The following is a 16,297-nucleotide window of genomic DNA, read 5'->3' on the forward strand; positions in this document are numbered from 1 at the left end:
GGACGATAAATCAAGAACTGCTTGCAATGATGCAATTGATCTTAATTTCAATTATCCATTAGTAGAACATCTTTACGCTGCTACTGGGCGATCAAGTATTGATCCTGTTGTGTTATTTAAAATGACGTTTATTCAATATAAATGTGGATCCGTTCGATGCGTTAAAACAATAAAAGAGATTGAAACGAATATGGCGTATCGTACGTAACTGAACACGTGCTTACGAGGAAAAGCTTCAAGAAGAGCTATATTTAGATCGTGAAGAAAACTGAAAAAGCCGTTTCCCCCGGAGAAGAGCACTCTTATACGTGGCATGGTGTATGTGGTGGCATAAAAACACAGAAAAAATAGTTCTAACTTTTTCAATTTAGCTTACACTTACTATAGGACGAACTTAGCATGGAGCAAGGAGGAAATGACATAGCTAAAAAAATGGGAATTGTCGCGCTATTCATATTTGGTGTTTATGTTCTTTGTATGTATTGGTATATTTTTCATGGTGGTGGTGGCACAATACCGCAAGCATTAAAAGGAACAGTTGCGGACCCAGCGATGTTTATGTCTGAACGAGAACTATACTTAAGTGGTGAATATTCAAAAATACGGAATTTCTTATTTTTTGTGGCTACACCTTTTGAATGGCTTGCTTATCTTGTTATATTGCTGATAGGATTATCACGCTATTTTGAAAAAGTTTCGACGGCACAAACAAAATGGAAACTAGCGCAAAATGCAGCCTATTTGTTTTTATTATCGATTGTGCTATATGTAGTACTATATCCAATTGAATATTATCGGTATTATCTAAGTAAAAGCTATGGCATTAGTACACAAGGTTTTTCTTCGTGGATGCGAGATGGTGTCATTGATTTTTGGGTGAACTTTGGTATGACCTTTATCATTGTGTCCGTACTGTATTGGCTCATCAGAAAGAGTGCTAAGAGATGGTGGTTGTACGCATGGCTTTTAACAATCCCATTTACCATTTTTGTGATGTTTATCCAACCAGTTGTTATTGATCCGTTATACAATGATTTTTATCCGCTGAAAAATAAAGAGCTGGAAACAAAAATCTTAGCTGTTGCGCAAAAAGCTAATATTCCAGCAGAGCATGTTTATGAAGTCAATATGGCGGAAAAGACCAATGCTTTAAATGCCTATGTGACCGGGGTTGGTAGCAATTCAAGAATTGTGCTGTGGGATACAACTTTAAATCGCCTTTCTGACAATGAAATTTTGTTCATCATGGCACATGAGATGGGGCATTACGTAGAGAAGCATATTTATTTTGGCATCGCAGGCTATCTTCTCATGACATTGATAGGTCTGTGGCTGACATCGAAATGTATGAGCTGGTTGGTTGCACGTTATGGACACATATTAAAAATAAATAAAATCAGCGATATACAGTCGTTACCACTGTTTTTACTCATTACATCTGTTTTATTATTTGCATCGAGTCCTCTTTCTAACTATATTTCGAGATATCAGGAAACAAGAGCAGATCAGTATGCAATTGCGTTAATGGGGGATCAGGAGTCAGCGGTGACCGCATTCCAAAAGCTAACAAAATCGGGCTTAAGTGAAGTCAATCCGCAGCTTCTTGTAAAATGGTTCCGATATACCCATCCACCTATGCTTGAACGTATTTATAAAGTAGCTGAAAAAGAGGGACAGAAAAAGCAAGTGCCGATAAAGGAAGAACAGAAGAAATAAATGTCCGATGGGCTTGCGATGGTGCGCAAGGATTCGGGTTTTTCAGGCGAAGAAGTTGGGTATCCTAAGGGTAAGATGTATCAAAACTTGTTCGTTTAAGAATAGTGGGGGACTTTTTATGCGCAATATTGTCATTATTACACTTGCATCCATATTAGTAGGCTTTGCTTATAATTTTTTGTTAATTCCCCATGAAATTTTGAGTGGCGGACTAAGCGGGATTGCGATTATGCTTGGTATTGTCACACCATTGAATACAGGGGTATTGAATCTTTTATTAAATTTACCATTGCTAATTATAGGTGTTATGAAGTTGGGGAAACATTTTATAGGGTATACGATTTTGTCAGTCGTCGTATTGTCAGTAAGCCTATATATTATTCCAATCTATAAAGCAACACAAGAGCCAATTCTTGCTTCTTTATTTGGTGGAGTTATTGTGGGCTTTGGCGCTGGCATGATTTTTCGTGCTTCGGGTTCGTCAGGGGGCTTCGATATTGTAGCCATGTTGTTAAGTCGCAAACGAGATTTTCCATTGGGTGTGTTACTTTCGGGGATGAATGCAGTCGTTGTTGCTATCTCGGGATTTGTTTTTAGCTGGGATGCGGCTTTACTTACGCTCGTATCCATATATGCGACAGGAAAGGTTGTAGACACAATTCATACAAGCCATATTAAATTAACACTGATGATTATCACAAGTAAAGGTGAAGAAGTAAGGCAACAGCTCTTAACGAAGCTTCCTCGAGGTGTAACGATTATTGATGCCAAAGGAGCCTACTCAGGCGAGGGACGTAAAGTATTAATTACTGTGATTACACGCTACCAGCTAGCCGAAGTAAAAAGTATGATTAAAGAAACGGATGACAAAGCATTTGTGAATATTCTACAAACGACCGAAGTCATCGGTATGTTTGATCGTAGCTTCAAATGAGCTACGCAAGCGAAGTTTCAGCTATAGAAGGCATTGGGAATACAAACGCTTACGTAAAGAAGACTTCCAAATTCGAATTACGTCGAACCGCAATTGATTAAACACACGTTACTGGTTATAATGTTGATAACCGAACGTGTGTTTTTGTATTAACAATTATGAAATGGAGATAATCAAATGGACAAGGACATGATACATAGTTATTGTATGAAGCTTACAGGCACTACACATGATTATAAAGAAGAGTGGGGGGCACATCGCTATCAAATTGGTGATAAGCTGTATGCCATGATAGGCGGAAATGCCACAGGAAAGCCCGTTCTAACATTAAAATGCGAACCTAATCGTGCTGAGGAACTAAGAGAAACATATGAGGATATTATCCCTGGCTATTACATGAATAAAACACATTGGAACTCTATTTACATGAATTCCAATATACCGATGGATGTAGTTGAAAATCTCATTCAGCATTCATATGGTTTAGTGTTCGACAAGCTGACAAAAAAAGTTCAACAACAAATAACATCACAATAGCAACATTATTTTATAACAGCAGGATCGAGCTAACTAACTCAGACCCTCAAAAAATTCAGTTTGTCTACAGACTTTTTTCTTTTAAGATAGAAGTATCTATATAACCCCGTTGATTTCCGCTACGGCGGACGCTTTTCACGGGCATGACTTCAGTCTCCTCGTCGCTACGCTTCTGCGGGGCCTTTGCGCTCATGCTATTCTTTGCAGAAGTCGCCGCCTGCGCTCCAATCAACTCGTGTTCGTCTATAAATGATTGAGATGATGTATTGGTGATAAAATTTCAAAAGGTATTCGCAATGTAATCATTACGAATACCTTTTGTCGTCAGTCTGCTAACTTTCATTTCCTTTATAAGGAAATGAAAGTTAGTATGGTTTTCCTTGGTCGATTCATAAGCCTGCTTGTTTGCCATCCGTAGGAATAGTGCGAAATTCTTTTGTAGAATCCCCACCATTTGTGCCTTTACACATTTAGAACCGCTCCAGGTTACTTATTTTTGGGAGAATTATAACCCCGTTCGCCATAGGGCTGTAGTTCGTCGAGCCATTTTTGCTCAAGCTTTTCGAGTTCTTTTTTGGCATCGAAATAGCCCTCTTGTTTTCTCTTTAAATACTCAACTACGTCAATTTCGAAAGTGTCCTTACCGAAAGTATTGTAGTCAGCCTGTAATGCTTTATTGCTGTGTGTATTAGTTTTTAGCATAAACTGGAAACCGTTTAATCGTTTCAAATTATTGAAGCTACTGACAAACACTTTACCATTCTGTTTATTGGTCATCGTGAAAACACCTGCTTCAATTTCCATTTCTTTATAGTACTCTTTCAACTCTTTTTTATGATCCACATTAAACCCTACTCTCTTATTTTTTTACCCAATAGGCACTGCCATCATCTGTACGATTCATAAAACCATATTCGATTAAATAGCGACGAACTTGCACATAGTCTTCGTAGATGGGGTGGATCATCGCATTTAGTTCTTTTTCTGTATACTGCTTTGACTCATCCAAAAGTTTTGTAATGGCACGAAGTACTACAATTTTATGCTTTTCCCGTTTTGGGAAGCGGACAAGCTCTTGGCCAATACCATTAGGAAAGTATTTTTCAAGTAACTGTTGTTCTTCCGTGAGTGTAATATTATAGCGGTCATCCACCATCGTTGCCGTTTTGTGAATGGGCACAAAAGAATCGACTTTTTGATCTTGGTCTTTTAATAACTCCATCATTGCAAGAAATGTTTTTGCCTGACGTTCTTTTTCCTTTAATGCAAAGCGATGGTGACGAATAGTTGTCGCACTGCCTATCTCCAACTCTTCTTTGATTTCTTGATCCGTCTTACCTTCATAAAATAGGCGCAAAATATGACTTTGATGATCCGTTAAGCCTGTCATTTTTTTATTCAATCCATTGAGGTAATGAAAAACAGATTGATGCGTAGCCATTATATGATGTTGCATATATTTTCCGGCCTCATATAATACATCCTCGTGCGGATAAATAATCCCTTTTTCTATCGTCTCGCCACAAAGCAAGCAAGTGAAGTGTGATCCTTCTTCCGTATAGCCTTGCTTTATATCATCAATTGAAGCTTGCAAAAATAATTGATTTACATCCATTGTAAAACCCCCTAAAAACAAACGTTTATTCATTTTGTTTGTTTATTTATATATAATTTATCAAATTGTTTGCGAGAAATCAATAAAAAACACATCGTTTCTGAAAACGATGTGCCATATTATAGTGAATGCATTCAGAATCAACGGTTCTATCAGCCATTCTTCAAAATGATATTTTAGAAAGTATTACTTATTTTTCTTTTTAAACATAATAACTGATAAGACCGCTAGCACGACTATTGTTGCTAAAATAACGATAAAACTTGTTGTCGGACTAAGTAAATGTCCATTCAGTTCATAAACAACACCGTAATTCACTTTATATGCTTCCACATGTGAAGCTGGTACACCTTCAAACACCTTCGTTATCGAGTTTTCCATAAAGGCATTCCGTAATAATAGTGTTGTATGACTGATTGGAAAGTACATGACAAGGTTTTGCGCGAAGCCTGGTAACACGCCAACAGGTACGTAAACACCGCATAAAAAGCCGAGTGCTGTACCAACAATTGTAGTAAGGGTGGAAAAGGAGTTCTGTGTGTGTACAAAGAGTACGAGAACAACATTAAAAACACTGGCAAGTAACACGGATAATAACAAAATGCCAATTACTTTCATGAAACCACCAATACTAAGTAATTCGCCACCAGTCGCCACAATGAAAATTTCACAGCCGATAAGGGCGATGAAAGCGAAGATACAGCCAATGACAAAAGCATTTAATACATAGCTAAACTGAATTGTTGCTCGAGAAATAGGCGCAGTTAAAAAATCTGCCGTTGCCTTCGATTCCGTATCTTTTACAGCAATGCCAAAGGTGGCCAGTGTGGATGTGACAGCAATCATAGATAATAGACCTGCCACCAGCCATTCATTGACCATTGTCACCATTTCAGGTGTCGCTTCCGCCATTTGCTCAATGGCATCTACTTGCATTTTTTGAAGGAATACGGCGTATAGAACGATTACGATAATAACGGAAAGCAGTGAAAAGAAGACTTGTGTTTTATCTCGTCTGAAAACTTTATTGTTTCGCAGTACTAAGCTGGTTAATGCTTCCATTAGGTTACATCTCCTTCCGCCATTATATGAATGAAGACATCATCCATTGTACCTTTGATGACCTCGAATGAAGCCAACAGAGGTTCCATGTTTTTAAGTAGGGTAAGTGCATGAAGAGTAGATTCCACTCGCACGGAGAAGATCCCTTGTTTTCCTGTGTAAATGATGTCATTTTCTTGCAGCCATTTTTCGCCTTTAGAAATATCATGAAAAACAAGTGCCATTTGATCGTAGGCATATATTGTCTTCAGTGCATCTGGTGTGCCCTCAGCCACAATGTGACCTTCTTTTAACACAATGACTTGATGAGCGACTGCCGCTTCCTCCATATAATGTGTTGTAAGAAATACCGTCATATTCGTTTCAGCCTGTAGCTGTTTAATGGCTTGCCAAACGAATTGACGTGTTTGTGGGTCGAGTCCTGTTGTGGGTTCATCTAAAAATAAAATTTGTGGTCGATGAATGAGTGCTCGAGCAATGTCAGCGCGTCTCTTTTGACCACCTGACAATGTGCCATATTTTCGTTTTTCAATATCAGCTAAATGTAAATAGGTGGAGACGAAGTGGTAATTTGCGTCAAGCGTAGCTTTTGATAGACCGTACGTTTTACCACGGTGGATGATATTTTCACGAACTGTTAATCGTTCATCGAGTAAGCTTTGCTGGAAGACGACACCGATGGATTTTCGGATTTCGGCATTATAATTATTTTCATCGAGTGTAGAGCCGTTAATACGAACGGTACCACTTGATTTTTTTAATAATGTACATAATATTTCGATGGTCGTTGATTTTCCGGCACCATTCGCACCTAAAAAGGCGAAGAGAGAGCCTTGCTCGACAGTAAAAGAAATGCCCTTTACTGCCTCATGTTCACCATATTGCTTGCGTAAATTATCTACTTGTATCGCAAAGGTCATAACGTTTATTCCTTTCTTTTTTGAATTGCATGATTGATTTCTTTAATATCAATTTTTTGAAGTACATATAAAATACACCAGACGATGAAGTAAATGATTACCTCAGATACAAACACATAGAAAATGCCCGAATGTTCAAACCAACGACCAAAATAGCCTGCTGTGAAAACGCAAAATGTAACAGCACTAAAGTGAAGAGCTAGCTGAATAGTAAATAATAAACGCTCTAATTCAAAAATGAGGGATAGTAGGCCAATGACAATGCCAAGTATGGCGGCGATTATAATTTGCTCTAGCAATTCTGGTCCTGTTGCCACAGCATTATTAGAAACGATACTAATCGTTACGAGGACGTAGGAAGAGCTAAGTGAAATGAGTAGACCGATAATCATCATGCTTAAAATTCTCATGTTATGAATCCCTCCCAATACCTAATTGGCGCTTTAATTCTTTTAAATACTTACGGCTGACATGAATGGACACATCATTATCGAGGAGTAATTCTGTTGCGCCAATTTTGCCCATTTGAATGGAGGCAATTTTATTAATATTGACGAGAGTCGATTTACTAACCCGGGCAAAGTCCTTTGCCAGCTGTGTTTCGAGTTCATATAATTTGCGCTTGGATTCGAATTCCTGCTCTTCTGTCTGTAAAAATACTTTCGCACCCTCTGCATAAATTGAATAAATGTCAGTGATTTTTAATAGATGGATTTCCTGCTGTAAATAGCCGTCAAGCATTGTCGTTTGAGTTGCTTGCAATTGTTTCATTAGTTTTTCAATTTGCTCATTGTATTCCTTCGCGTGAATATGAATCTCTGTTTCTTCTAGCACGCTGTTAATCGTTAAATGAATTTTCATAGGTGGCCCCCTTACAATCAATTACATCTAAACGTAACTGTTCCCACATTCTTATCGATGGCGTCCATCTACTGAATTAGGATAATATTAATGTAGCATAGAAATTTTTGGATAGGATAGATTCTTCAATAAGAGGTTGTAATTAATTCATAACAGGTTCATTTATACACATATAGGGACTTGAAATGTAGTGGAGTGATAAATTGACTTCGTTCACTGCATAATTGAATTATTCATAAGTAAGGGGGTGCTTGGTATGTATGAATTTTTAAAGCCAATATTTATGACATTATGTATTGGGTATATAGGGGCGCTGTTATTTCAATTTTTACATATTCCGATGCCATGGTTACTTGGGGCCATTACCGCAGTGCTTTGTGTCCAGCTATTTACAAAAGTTCAATTGAAATGGCATAAATATTTTCGCAATTTTGGTTTAGTCGTTGCGGGCTATTCCATTGGCTTTGCTTTTACGCCAGAAGCGGTTCAGGATATTAAGCAGTTTTTAGGCAGTATGATTGTGCTGAATGTGATCTTTATCGTGTTGTTTCTTGCTATAAGCTTTTTAGTAGCAAGACGTACAGATTTAGATTTCCCGACGGCCTTGACATGCTGCGTACCTGGGGGAATGGCACAAGTTGTTGCTTTTGCGGAGGAACAAGGGGATATGGATATTGCCGTTATAACGTTCTATCAGGTTTTGCGTGTGCTGCTGATTGTTGGCTTTGTGCCATTAATGGTGGCAGGCTCTAGTGGGAATGCCATGATTGTAGATGGCGACTGGACATGGGGACTAGCAGGCTTTCTTGTTATTTGTGGTCTAGCAGGGTGGCTAGCACAATTGATGAGAATTCCGACAGGCTATATGCTTGGACCAGTTTTTTTATTGATGGGGTTGAATTTAGTTGGGCTTGATGTGCCAAAAATGCCAGTGTCTCTTCTTCATATTGCGCAACTATTTATTGGTATTTATATTGGGCTTTTATTGAAAAAAGAAGATTTACATTTGTCGAAGAAGCATGTGTTTTATGCATTTGTCTCAGCGGGGATTTTTATCGGTACTGCCTATGGTTTAACTTTTGTCTTGAAGAGATTATACGAACTTGATTTTCAAACAGGTTTTTTAAGTATCGTACCAGGCGGCCTTGACCAAATGGGGATTATTGCCGCTTCCGTTCACGCAAATGTAACCGTAGTCACAGCATTTCAGCTATTCAGGTTACTGATTGTCTCCATTTTACTTGTACCTTTAGTGAAGGTGTTCGTGAAAAAAGTAAAAACCTGAGAAGGCTTGTTGCGTATACATGCTTGAATGAAATGGATCCTAACGACGATGTAGACTTACACGCAAAAAAGATTGCTCATGAGCAGATTACCTGCGTGATGAACAATCTAATGAAGAATTAAATTTAAATGACTGACAGTGAATCGCTGAAAGAACGACCTGAATCGCTGAGAAAACCGTAACTTCCGCTGATAGAACGACGTGTACAGCTGATCGAGCCATTACTTTCGCTGATTGAATGCTGAGTTCAATGAAGAAGTTAGTATTTAAACTGATGAATTAAATTTTGCAGCGTTTCTGCATTTTTTGTGAGCTGTGTTGCTGCATTGTTAATATCCTCCATGGAATAGAGGTTGGCCCCAGCAATCTGTGTAACTTCTTTGGACTGCTCACGTGCATCGACTGCAATTTCAGCCATAATTTGTGTCGAGGCATTCGCTTGCTCAATGCGTGCATATAATTCCTCCGCAATGCTGGAAACCTCTTGAATTTTATTTGTGACAAGTGAGACTTTTGTTGTAATATCATCTAATGCAATGCTTGTTGTATCGACAACTTCAACACTCGAAGTGGCTTCCTTTTCACTTTGTTGCATATGTTCGCTCGCTTCTTTTGATAGCTGTTGCATGGTATGGATAGTATCAGTAATTTGAGCAGCAGATGTTTTAGATTGTTCAGCTACTTTACGAACTTCATCTGCTACGACAGCAAAGCCCTTCCCATGCTCACCAGCTCTTGCCGCTTCTATAGAAGCATTGAGTGCAAGTAAGTTTGTTTGGTCCGCTATGGCATGAATGACTTCGACGATTTCCCCTATTTTAATTGCGTGCGTGTCAAGGACTGCAATAGAATTTGCACTTTCTTGGACTGCTGCGGTCATGGCATGCATTTGTGTTTGCATCGCTTGAGCAGTTGCCTCACCGTGCTTTGCCGTATCAAAGGCATCTGAAGCATAGGTGATACGTCACTATTCGTCTCTGTTACAAGCTGAATCCCACCAGCATGGCGTTGAAAGACTGTGCAAGTTCCCCAATTTCATCTTTCATATTGACGACTAGTTGTTGTGTTAAATCGCCATGTCCAGCTGAAATTGTTTCAAGCTGGCTGTTTAAACGTTTTAAAGGCTTTACGATGCCACGCACAAATAGCACGCCGGCGAACACCGCAATGACGGCAGCAATCAAAGCGATAGCCCCCATTTTTACTATCATCTTTTGAGCCACTGCATCAATTTCTCTTACTGCCAATGCACTAATAATTTAACTAAATAATGAAATATTTAAGGAAAACATTTCGATTTCTATCTAGTATATAACTACTAAAAATGTTTGTATATTTCAAAAATGAAAGTTGGTGCAATTTTTTCCGTTTCCAAATTCTAAGGAATATGGTATTATTAATCTAACTAGATGAACGGAGGTGAAAAGGAATGAATCAAAACGCTACGAGAACAGGTGTAAAAGTTGATACAGCTATGTATTTTGCACGTGTACTTACTTTCGATTTTGCTAACAACGGGATAGGTCTGTCCATTTTTAAGCAAAATCAAATACTAAACGTAGCGGATTAACCATTCTTTTTCACAAATAATGAGGAAAAAGACTGCTTGTTAATGGAGCAGTCTTTTTTGTCGTACAGAGATGTTTTCCGCACGTTTCATGGAGGAAAAAACGATGCAAATGAAAGCTGAACATATTCAAAAAGTTATGGGTGGTAACGTATTATTTGAAGGACTTCAATTGGAAGTCAATACAGGAGAGCATGTGGCAATTGTTGGTGTGAATGGCTGTGGAAAAACGACATTATTACAGTTGTTAGCAGGCGCAGATACACCAGATGCAGGACGTATTATTAAAAGTAAGGATGCGACAATTGGTTATTTACATCAAATCCCAAGCTATCCTTTACTCACAGCAAAAGAGGTACTTGAGGAGGCATTTGCTAATATCTATGCTTTAAAAGCAAAAATGACAAAGCTAGAGCTGGAAATGCAAGTTGAGGTTACTGACAAAGTGTTGCTGCAATATGGTCATATTCAGGAGTTATATATGCAACAGGGGGGCTATGAGGTTGACGCACAATTAGCGAGGATTGCAAATGGACTTGGTATTACGCCATTGCTCACACAGCCCTTTGCGAATTTAAGCGGTGGTGAAAAAACAAAAGTTATGTTAGGGCAAATCCTTTTAAGTAACCCCTCAATCCTACTATTAGACGAACCGACCAATCACTTAGATATGCAAGCGATTGAATGGCTAGAAAATTATGTGCAAAACTTTGCTGGAATTATTATCGCGGTATCGCATGATCGCCAGTTTATGAATCAAGTAGCGCAGAAAATTATAGAAATTGAAGATGGCGAGGCGTTTACTTATCAGGGAAATTACGACGCTTTTGTTGCACAAAAAGAGGCGAAAATTGAACAGCAATTTGCGGAATTTGAAGAACAACAAAAGAAAATTAAAAAAATGCAGGAAGCCATTAAACGTTTAAAACAGTGGGCAAATGAAGCGAATCCTCCTAGTGCATCCTTGCATCGCCGCGCCAAAAGCATGGAAAAGGCACTGGCACGTATAGAACGTGTAAAAAAGCCAATGACAAAAAAGAAAATGAATTTGGCCTTAACAATGGCTGAACGTAGTGGCAAGGAAGTGGTACAGCTACAAGAAATAAGCCATACATTTGAAAAGCCATTATTGAGGGATAGTAATATGTCCGTTTATTTTGGGGAACGCTTGGCGATTGTAGGGGACAATGGTAGTGGTAAAACAACACTATTAAAAATGATATTAGGAGAGATTGTGCCAAATAAGGGCAATTGTAAGGTCGGGAGCAGTGTGAAAATTGGGTATTTATCGCAGCAATTTGAGCATGACAATCCAGCAGTTCGACTAATCGATGCCTTCCGTGAGCACGTAGCTGTTTCGGAGGCAGAGGCACGCCACCTACTTGCTCAGTTTCTATTTTACGGCTATGACGTGTTCAAAAAAGTAAAGGATTTAAGTGGCGGTGAAAAAATGCGACTGCGTCTAGCACAGCTAATGCACGAGGATATCAATTTACTTGTACTTGATGAACCGACCAACCACTTAGATATCGAAGCACGAGAAGTGTTAGAGGATACGCTTGAAACCTTCGAAGGTACGATTATTGGTGTATCCCATGACCGTTATTTCTTGCAAAAGATCTTTACTAAAATTGCGTGGATTGAACATGAAAATATCAAGGTATATGAGGGTGATTATGAGTGGGCGCGAACGAAACGACTGTCGGCAGTGAACGTACCGATCATCGAAAAAGCACAAGCGAAAGTCCAACATAGTAAAAAAGAAATACCCATCGAAGAGCAAATCGAGAAGCTAGAAATGAAATTAACAGAACCGAAACTTGCCAAAGAACAGCGTCATAAATTAGAGCGACAACTAGAGGCTTTATATGAAAGATGGTTAGAAGGGGGAGCTGAACATGCATAAGCTGGAACAAATAATGCAGCTAGACATTGATTATATAAAAAGTTTTAGTGAGATGGAAAAGTGTTCAGCAGGTGTTTACTTTTATAATCAGGAGATGCCGACATATTATGACGCCAACCATGCGCATATTTGGCAGAAGATTGCGCACGCAGATTCGTTTTTAACGGACCTGAAGAAATTTTATGTTGCAAAAGGTCTTATACCAAGAATGTATCTATACAATGTAGAGGTAAATCAACAATGCATCGAGAAATTATATGCACATGGCTTTCAATATGAGACCTTTACAGATGACGTGCAATGCTGGAATGGGGAATATGTTCAGCTCCCCGCAAATCCAGCGATTCATATTGAGCATGTAACGGATAGTAATGTACAGGAAGCATTAGCAGTAGAAATGAGTATTTCCACATTCGGTGAGCCAGCTTTAATAAAAGAGGCTTTCTATAAAACGTATTATTCACCGCTCTTTACGTACTATTTATTAAGAGTTAACGGGGAGGCCTGTTGCACGGCCAATGTTTTTGTAGCAGGTAAGCAAGGTAGAGTGGAGAGTGTAGCAACTATTGAAAGTTACCGTGGACGTGGATTGATTGGCTATTTGCTGCAGCATATCCAACAACAATCTGTCAAAGCAGGAATAGAGGACCTTTGGATTATGCCTGTTAGTGAGCCTGTGGCAAGGGTCTATGCAAAGGTGAATTTCAAATCATTGGGAACAATAACTTCGATACACGCATTTACAGAAGGAAAAAGCATTGAAGAAATACGACGAGGTGAATAAAGGCAAAAGACTGTCCGGGAACAATGGAAAGCACAAAAAAGAGCATTTTTTTGAGGTTGTCATAAATACGTGATGGTGGAAGGCGTGAAAACCTGGAATGTTGCTCAATATATTGAATTTGGTGCATGCTAGACTACCTCTGAAAAAAAGATTTTGAAATTTTGAAAGTTTTTTACTTGAAAAAAAGCTGTATTCGATTTATTGTCTTTAGAGATACTTGTTAAATGGACTTGGAGGATATGGAATGCACGGAATTTATATACGCTACAATGTCTCAGAAGAAACCCCTAAAGCACAATGGCCCAAAAAATTGGATGCATTTGCATATGTTCAACGAGGTAAACCACAACAAGAAAATGACAACATGCTTTCGTTGGATGAGCTAAGAAATCATGCAATCCGCTATATTAAAAGTTTGAAAGAAAATGCTAGTTCCCATTTAGTGGAACAACGCAATGGTGAAATTGAGCATTTCGATCGACGCTATATGGAATCGTTAAAGTTAAAAGAAAATATCGATGCGCAACTGATTAACCTTGAAGAAATTCGGCTGCTATTGCAATTGATGAATGTACTGAATTTATCGCACGGATTTGGAGAAAATGCTGGGAAACTACTACGCCAAATTACCCCATATGCAAAAGAGGTGGAGCACCCAACATTCCAAACGACACGAGTGGAGCGTCATTTTTACACGGAATTGATTGAACATATTGAAACAGTGTATACGCGCATTATGCGTCAGCACAATCCGTCTACTAATGAAATGCAGCATTCGGAAAAGCTCTGGACAACAGTTTGTGAGCAGACAATTGAAAAGGTAGAGTCACGCATTGAACGTTTGTCTTCGATAAAATTGAAGCATGAGAAAAATTTGTTAGAATTTAGTCAATTAAAGCAGCAAAATGTCGAGGCGAAGGAACGTTTAGATCACGCTGTAGGTGAACTCGATGTCATATTAGGTGCATTAGAATCTTAGTACCGAACCATCGATGTCGCTCCTTAATGAAAATAAAAGCATGTTGCCGGTTGGGCTCAAGTGTAGAGCTCCAATCGGCAACATGCTTTTTATTATTGTTTTGCTTTTTTATCCGTTTCTTCATTTTTCGACTGGCGATAGACGCGTAATAAATCGAAACCAAGTAACAAAACGATAATATAAAAAATAGGGCTGTTAAAAGATAACCCGAATTGGGACTCGCCCCCAAGTAATGTTAAGACAATCCAAAGACCGACAGTATAGAGGGTTACACCCACATATGCTTTTTTAGAAAGCCTCTTATATGTACCCTTTGCCGTCGTAATTTGAATAATGACGAGGACTATTAATATGACAAGAATAACTTTCTTCGATAATACCTCAGCTAGAGTCGTTGCAGGAAAAAAATCATTGACGAATAGTAGCGTGAAAAATACAAGAATACAAAAATTTAAAATGCTTGAAAGCTTCATGTAATGTCTCCTTTGATGCCAAATGTTCCTTTCTATTGTAACATGGTTCTTCGTGTTAAGAATAAAAAGCCACATTTAAAATGATGAAAATTTATTTGTCTGTGATTCCTCAAATAGAAGGAGAAGCCAAAAAAAGTTCCCTCTACACCATTCGCTATAAAGAACAGTGAGAGGGAAAAGTAAGTTCTATTTTTTATTCATCTGTCGATACAAGACAGTTGCAAATTGCTCTCTAGTAAGTGGCTTTTGTGGATCAAGCCCATTCAGTAGGCCTTGCTTTTTAGACCATTGCCAAGCCGCTTCATGAGAATCACTAACAGGCCGTTCTACTAATCCTAACGACTTTTTAATGAATGCTAATTGTTGTTGTATAGTTTGGTATTCCGCTTTTAATTCTTCATATTGTGACACTGTAAAGCCTCCCTTGTTGCCCGTCAGTAGATTCAGTTCCTTCTGTACTCTATGTAAGAATGAAGACCATCTTCCTTCATCAAGAATACGATGGGGGCAGTATTTTCCATTCCAATCCTGATGCTTTCTCACTCGATCCATTTTCCAACCACGTTCATGCAAAAGCTGCGCTGTAAGTTGAACAGCTAATTCTTCAGCCCTTGCATAGCGTTCACCACCTGATTTAGAGTAGCAAATCTCAATACCAATGGATTTCATGTTCCCGTAGCCTTTACCATCTCCACAATGCCAACCAATGCGATTTAGGGGTAATCCTTGGATAACTTCTTGATCATCCACAGCAAAATGGTAGGATACCTGATTGTGATTACTAATCATATACCGAATTTCGTTTGAGGCTGCTGCATCATTAGCTGTATTATGTATGGTGATAAATTGTGCATCCATAGAATAAGGGCACTTTATACTATATTTTGTGGAGGATACTAAATTTTGTTTAATGTTTATAGTCAATAAAATCATCTCGTTTCGGTTTCACATAAGCCAGAGCTCTTTTTGAATCACTAACATTGGCCGTGGTCGGATCTAAAATTGCGTTATATGTACTGACTGCCATTAAAGCTAATATGTAAGGGTTAGCAAGCGCATTGACAATTAGGGTCCAGACACTTTCCCAGGTAGTCAAATCAGCGCCAGTGATGCCGTAGTAGGCAAATAGGGGGGTAATAATTGATAATCCTAGGGTAACCCAGAATTGTGGGTTGCAAATGCGAACTTTCCAGTTAATTTTCATATGTATCCATTCCTTTCTTTATAAACCTAGCCATTTTAGTATGAGTGCACCTACAACTGTTGCCGGAATGAAAATCCACCAATGTAAATATTGTTTGATTGTGTCACTAATAGAGAGGCTATCTTTAGCGGATTCATATTTTAAATCCTCTTCAATACTATCCACTCGTTTTCCAATACCCTTTACATCATCTTGTAGTTCAACTTGGGACATGTTTAATTTAGTTAGATTAATATTTATATTATTGAAGGTTTTATCCATTCTATTTAACTGTATTTGTTGGTGTTTATTCATCTCCTGTTGTTGTTCCGACACGACTGTTAAGCGATATAATAATTCATGATTACCTTCAAGTTTTGAAATACGGCTATCTTGATTCTTTATTTCCACTTCAACACTAGCTAATCGTTCACCTAGCTTGTCATTTTGCAATTTAATCACCGACTTTATATAA

19 protein-coding genes and 2 pseudogenes are annotated in these 16,297 nt (G+C 38.5%); 9 read left to right on the forward strand and 12 right to left on the reverse strand.

What is annotated here, in order from left to right:
• Window positions 1-31: 31 nt before the first annotated feature.
• The 4 genes and pseudogenes from ACOMCU_RS03180 to ACOMCU_RS03195 form a co-directional block, all read left to right on the forward strand.
• Window positions 32-202: pseudogene (locus ACOMCU_RS03180) on the forward strand (transposase); the annotation flags it as partial.
• A gap of 218 nt (window positions 203-420) precedes the next feature.
• Window positions 421-1,716, forward strand: coding sequence for a M48 family metallopeptidase (locus ACOMCU_RS03185; RefSeq protein ID WP_421049492.1), 1,296 nt, complete (start codon window positions 421-423; stop codon window positions 1,714-1,716).
• Between the two features lie 118 nt (window positions 1,717-1,834).
• A complete protein-coding gene (locus ACOMCU_RS03190; protein ID WP_421049439.1) occupies window positions 1,835-2,650 on the forward strand; it encodes a YitT family protein in 816 nt (271 codons plus the stop codon).
• A gap of 177 nt (window positions 2,651-2,827) precedes the next feature.
• The gene (locus ACOMCU_RS03195; protein WP_421049440.1) at window positions 2,828-3,187 is read left to right on the forward strand and encodes an MmcQ/YjbR family DNA-binding protein; all 360 of its coding nucleotides are present in this window, start codon (window positions 2,828-2,830) and stop codon (window positions 3,185-3,187) included.
• 486 nt (window positions 3,188-3,673) lie between these two features.
• Here the strand turns inward: ACOMCU_RS03195 and ACOMCU_RS03200 are convergent, their stop codons facing one another.
• The 6 genes from ACOMCU_RS03200 to ACOMCU_RS03225 all read right to left on the reverse strand — a co-directional run bounded on the left by ACOMCU_RS03200 (window position 3,674) and on the right by ACOMCU_RS03225 (window position 7,645).
• Complete coding sequence (locus tag ACOMCU_RS03200; protein WP_421049441.1) at window positions 3,674-4,030, reverse strand: GIY-YIG nuclease family protein; 357 nt, start codon at window positions 4,028-4,030, stop codon at window positions 3,674-3,676.
• 16 nt (window positions 4,031-4,046) lie between these two features.
• Window positions 4,047-4,802 (reverse strand): DUF2087 domain-containing protein, encoded by a 756-nt coding sequence (locus ACOMCU_RS03205; protein ID WP_010858727.1) that lies wholly within the window; start codon window positions 4,800-4,802, stop codon window positions 4,047-4,049.
• A 186-nt stretch (window positions 4,803-4,988) separates the two neighbouring features.
• Window positions 4,989-5,864, reverse strand: coding sequence for an ABC transporter permease (locus tag ACOMCU_RS03210; RefSeq protein ID WP_421049442.1), 876 nt, complete (start codon window positions 5,862-5,864; stop codon window positions 4,989-4,991).
• The gene (locus ACOMCU_RS03215) at window positions 5,864-6,784 is read right to left on the reverse strand and encodes an ABC transporter ATP-binding protein (protein WP_421049443.1); all 921 of its coding nucleotides are present in this window, start codon (window positions 6,782-6,784) and stop codon (window positions 5,864-5,866) included. The genes ACOMCU_RS03210 and ACOMCU_RS03215 overlap by 1 nt, the downstream gene beginning before the upstream one ends.
• Window positions 6,785-6,789: 5 nt before the next feature.
• Window positions 6,790-7,194 carry a DUF3021 domain-containing protein gene (locus ACOMCU_RS03220; protein WP_010858730.1) on the reverse strand — a complete coding sequence of 135 codons (405 nt, stop codon included), beginning with the start codon at window positions 7,192-7,194 and terminating at the stop codon, window positions 6,790-6,792.
• Between the two features lies 1 nt (window position 7,195).
• Window positions 7,196-7,645: a LytTR family DNA-binding domain-containing protein gene (locus ACOMCU_RS03225; RefSeq protein WP_421049444.1), complete on the reverse strand. Its 450-nt coding sequence runs from the start codon at window positions 7,643-7,645 to the stop codon at window positions 7,196-7,198.
• 256 nt (window positions 7,646-7,901) lie between these two features.
• On the opposite strand from ACOMCU_RS03225, the gene ACOMCU_RS03230 reads away from it, so the two are divergent.
• On the forward strand, window positions 7,902-8,930 hold the full coding sequence (locus ACOMCU_RS03230) for an AbrB family transcriptional regulator (RefSeq protein WP_421049445.1): 1,029 nt from the start codon (window positions 7,902-7,904) through the stop codon (window positions 8,928-8,930).
• 259 nt (window positions 8,931-9,189) lie between these two features.
• Here ACOMCU_RS03230 and ACOMCU_RS03235 read toward each other — a convergent pair whose 3' ends face one another.
• A complete protein-coding gene (locus ACOMCU_RS03235; RefSeq protein WP_421049446.1) occupies window positions 9,190-9,831 on the reverse strand; it encodes a methyl-accepting chemotaxis protein in 642 nt (213 codons plus the stop codon).
• Window positions 9,832-9,910: 79 nt separating this feature from the next.
• Window positions 9,911-10,153, reverse strand: a complete 243-nt coding sequence (locus ACOMCU_RS03240) for a HAMP domain-containing protein (RefSeq protein ID WP_421049447.1) — start codon at window positions 10,151-10,153, stop codon at window positions 9,911-9,913.
• Window positions 10,154-10,359: 206 nt separating this feature from the next.
• Between ACOMCU_RS03240 and ACOMCU_RS03245 the strand changes: the two genes are divergently transcribed.
• The 4 genes from ACOMCU_RS03245 (at window position 10,360) to ACOMCU_RS03260 (ending at window position 14,166) form a co-directional block, all read left to right on the forward strand.
• Window positions 10,360-10,500: an RAxF-45 family protein gene (locus ACOMCU_RS03245; protein WP_010858735.1), complete on the forward strand. Its 141-nt coding sequence runs from the start codon at window positions 10,360-10,362 to the stop codon at window positions 10,498-10,500.
• Window positions 10,501-10,603: 103 nt separating this feature from the next.
• The gene (gene abc-f / locus ACOMCU_RS03250) at window positions 10,604-12,403 is read left to right on the forward strand and encodes a ribosomal protection-like ABC-F family protein (RefSeq protein WP_421049448.1); all 1,800 of its coding nucleotides are present in this window, start codon (window positions 10,604-10,606) and stop codon (window positions 12,401-12,403) included.
• Window positions 12,396-13,187 carry a GNAT family N-acetyltransferase gene (locus ACOMCU_RS03255; protein ID WP_010858737.1) on the forward strand — a complete coding sequence of 264 codons (792 nt, stop codon included), beginning with the start codon at window positions 12,396-12,398 and terminating at the stop codon, window positions 13,185-13,187. Before abc-f ends, ACOMCU_RS03255 begins: the two co-directional genes overlap by 8 nt.
• A 244-nt stretch (window positions 13,188-13,431) precedes the next feature.
• Window positions 13,432-14,166, forward strand: coding sequence for a hypothetical protein (locus ACOMCU_RS03260; RefSeq protein WP_010858738.1), 735 nt, complete (start codon window positions 13,432-13,434; stop codon window positions 14,164-14,166).
• 92 nt (window positions 14,167-14,258) lie between these two features.
• On the opposite strand, the gene ACOMCU_RS03265 is transcribed toward ACOMCU_RS03260, so the two are convergent.
• From ACOMCU_RS03265 to ACOMCU_RS03280, 4 genes and pseudogenes are all read right to left on the reverse strand, one after another.
• Window positions 14,259-14,639, reverse strand: coding sequence for a hypothetical protein (locus ACOMCU_RS03265; protein ID WP_010858739.1), 381 nt, complete (start codon window positions 14,637-14,639; stop codon window positions 14,259-14,261).
• Window positions 14,640-15,068: 429 nt separating this feature from the next.
• Window positions 15,069-15,563 (reverse strand): annotated as a pseudogene (locus ACOMCU_RS03270) (N-acetylmuramoyl-L-alanine amidase family protein); the annotation flags it as partial.
• The gene (locus tag ACOMCU_RS03275; RefSeq protein WP_010858741.1) at window positions 15,547-15,843 is read right to left on the reverse strand and encodes a phage holin; all 297 of its coding nucleotides are present in this window, start codon (window positions 15,841-15,843) and stop codon (window positions 15,547-15,549) included. The gene ACOMCU_RS03275 and the pseudogene ACOMCU_RS03270, both read right to left, overlap by 17 nt.
• Window positions 15,844-15,861: 18 nt before the next feature.
• The gene (locus tag ACOMCU_RS03280; RefSeq protein WP_010858742.1) at window positions 15,862-16,275 is read right to left on the reverse strand and encodes a hypothetical protein; all 414 of its coding nucleotides are present in this window, start codon (window positions 16,273-16,275) and stop codon (window positions 15,862-15,864) included.
• Window positions 16,276-16,297: the final 22 nt, after the last annotated feature.

Source organism: Lysinibacillus sp. UGB7, from assembly GCF_049058285.1.
In the GTDB taxonomy this organism is placed as follows: Bacteria; Bacillota; Bacilli; order Bacillales_A; family Planococcaceae; genus Lysinibacillus; species Lysinibacillus sphaericus_B.